Below are 2,204 nucleotides of genomic sequence, written 5' to 3'. Positions count from 1 at the left end.
TATTTCCGTCCTGCTTTTTTGTCGCTCTTGGCGTGGCCGCGGAAGGTGCGGGTGGGAGCGAATTCACCGAGTTTATGACCGACCATCTGCTCGGAAACATAGACGGGAACGTGCTGTTTGCCGTTGTGAACGGCGATCGTGTGACCGACCATATCGGGAATGATTGTCGAGGCCCGGGACCAAGTTTTAATCACTTGTTTACTGCCCTGGGCGTTGAGTTTTTCGATTTTTTCCATCAGGTGGCCGGCGACAAATGGCCCCTTTTTCAGTGAACGACCCATAATTTTCAGTCAAAAGTAAAGTAATAATTTCTAACCCTGGTTACGACGGCGCACAATCAGATCGCTACTGCGTTTTTTCTTGTTGCGAGTTTTGCGACCGAGGGCGGGTTTACCCCAGGGAGTCATCGGGCCGGAACGTCCGATCGGAGCGCGACCCTCTCCACCTCCGTGCGGGTGATCCACTGGGTTCATGACGCTACCCCGAACATGAGGTCTTTGACCGCGGTGACGGGTACGACCGGCTTTACCGAGACTGATGTTTCTCGCTTCGGCGTTACCGACTTTTCCGATGGTGGCGTAGCATTCACGCCGGATCATGCGTACTTCTTTGGAGGGGAGGCGGATGGTAACGTAATCGCCTTCTTTCGCTACCACTTGGGCGAAACCACCAGCAGCCCGCACCATTTGACCCCCGCGACCGGGGACGAGTTCGATGTTATGAACTTCTGTCCCCAGGGGGATGCGACTTAAGGGTAGGGCATTACCCACCTCGAAGGGAGCGTTTTCTCCGGCGATGACGGTATCACCAACGCCTAAACCGGCGGGGGCGATGATGTAGCGTTTTTCCCCGTCTTTGTAGAAAAGCAGGGCAATGCGGGCGTTACGGTTAGGATCGTACTCGATCGCCGCTACTGTGGCGGGAATATCCCGTTTATCGCGACGAAAATCGATAATCCGGTAGAGGCGTTTATGGCCGCCGCCCCGGTGACGACTGGTAACGACACCGCGATTATTACGCCCTTGTTTGCTGTGTTTGCGATGAGTTAGGGACTTTTCCGGTTCGGTTTTGGTGATCTCTTTAAAGTCGGAGATGGCCGCCTGCCTTGTCCCGGGGGTTAAAGGTCTAAAAGAACGAATACCCATAGTTTAGTTTTCCGTTATCGGGTTTCTTGGTGGTTATACGTCGGGATAGAGGGCGATCGAGTCGCCTTCCGCTAGGGTCACGATCGCGCGTTTGTATTGGGGTTTGTAACCGAGGAAACGGCCGACGCGTTTTTTCTGACGAGAGGGGCGGCTGGTGTTCACTTTCGTTACTTTCACGTCAAACAGCAATTCGATCGCCGCTTGAATTTCCGGCTTGGTCGCTTTCAAGGCGACATCGAAGACGTATTTATTTTGTTCTAGGAGTAGGGTGGCTTTCTCGGTCACGATCGGCTTTAGGATCAGATCGGCGAGTTGTCTGGCTTCAGTTTTAAGCACCATAGACCTCCTCAATTTTAGCTAGGGCTGCGGCGGTGGCGATAACTCGATCGGCTAGGATGACATCATAGACGTTGAGACTATCGGCGCGAATAATTTTGAGATTGCAGATATTACGTCCCGATAAATAGACATTTTCGGGAATTTCCGTCAAAATCAGCAGAATTTTTTCCTCTGGACTGGCTCCCCAGCGACTTAAGGCAGCGGTGAGTTCTTTGGTTTTGGGTTGGGAGAATTGTTCGGCGAAGCTTTCAACAACGATAAAGTTATCGGACTGGCTGATCAAAGCGGTTCTCAGGGCTAATCTTTTCTCTTTGCGATTGACCTTAACCTCAAAATCTCTCGGTTTTGGTCCGAAGATGACACCGCCACCACGCCAGAGGGGAGAACGGATCGAACCGGCCCGGGCCCGACCGGTGCCTTTTTGCCGCCAGGGTTTGCGACCACCGCCGCGCACTTCCGAGCGGGTTTTGGTGGAGGCGTTACCTTGACGGGCCGCCGCTAGATGGCTGACGACGACGCGGTGAATTAGGTGTTTGGCGGTTTCGGGTTTAGCGGTTTTCAGTTCCAGGGTGCCTGTTCCCGCTTCTTCCCCTTGCCAATTTTTGACTGTGTAGTTAACCATGACTTTAATCTTTCCTTGCCCTATTTACCAAATTTCTTGGCGGGGGTGATGTTTAACAGGGTTCCTGGTTTACCCGGGACGGCTCCTTTGATCAGGAT

4 protein-coding genes and 1 pseudogene are annotated in these 2,204 nt (G+C 52.9%); all 5 read right to left on the bottom strand.

Annotated elements, in window-relative coordinates; all coding sequences use genetic code 11:
* The coding region (gene rpsS / locus PX481_RS13475) for a 30S ribosomal protein S19 (RefSeq protein WP_002753908.1) at window positions 1-281 on the bottom strand (281 nt) is incomplete at its 3' end.
* 30 nt (window positions 282-311) lie between these two features.
* Window positions 312-1,145 carry a 50S ribosomal protein L2 gene (gene rplB, locus PX481_RS13470; protein ID WP_002746601.1) on the bottom strand — a complete coding sequence of 278 codons (834 nt, stop codon included), beginning with the start codon at window positions 1,143-1,145 and terminating at the stop codon, window positions 312-314.
* Between the two features lie 33 nt (window positions 1,146-1,178).
* Window positions 1,179-1,484, bottom strand: a complete 306-nt coding sequence (locus PX481_RS13465) for a 50S ribosomal protein L23 (RefSeq protein ID WP_002746599.1) — start codon at window positions 1,482-1,484, stop codon at window positions 1,179-1,181.
* A complete protein-coding gene (gene rplD, locus PX481_RS13460) occupies window positions 1,474-2,106 on the bottom strand; it encodes a 50S ribosomal protein L4 (RefSeq protein WP_002757580.1) in 633 nt (210 codons plus the stop codon). The genes PX481_RS13465 and rplD overlap by 11 nt, the downstream gene beginning before the upstream one ends.
* Window positions 2,107-2,126: 20 nt before the next feature.
* A pseudogene (locus tag PX481_RS13455) lies at window positions 2,127-2,204 on the bottom strand (50S ribosomal protein L3); the annotation flags it as partial.

Source organism: Microcystis sp. M53603_WE2 (assembly GCF_030065435.1).
The sequence above is the reverse complement of the archived record's forward strand: the minus strand, read 5'-3'. Positions and strand labels throughout refer to the sequence as shown.

Excerpts from the sequence above, each read along its gene's own strand:
- rplB (WP_002746601.1), bottom strand. The coding sequence starts at position 1,145 with ATGGGTATTCGTTCTTTTAGACCTTTAACCCCCGGGACAAGGCAGGCG.
- PX481_RS13465 (WP_002746599.1), bottom strand. The coding sequence starts at position 1,484 with ATGGTGCTTAAAACTGAAGCCAGACAACTCGCCGATCTGATCCTAAAG.
- rplD (WP_002757580.1), bottom strand. The coding sequence starts at position 2,106 with ATGGTTAACTACACAGTCAAAAATTGGCAAGGGGAAGAAGCGGGAACA.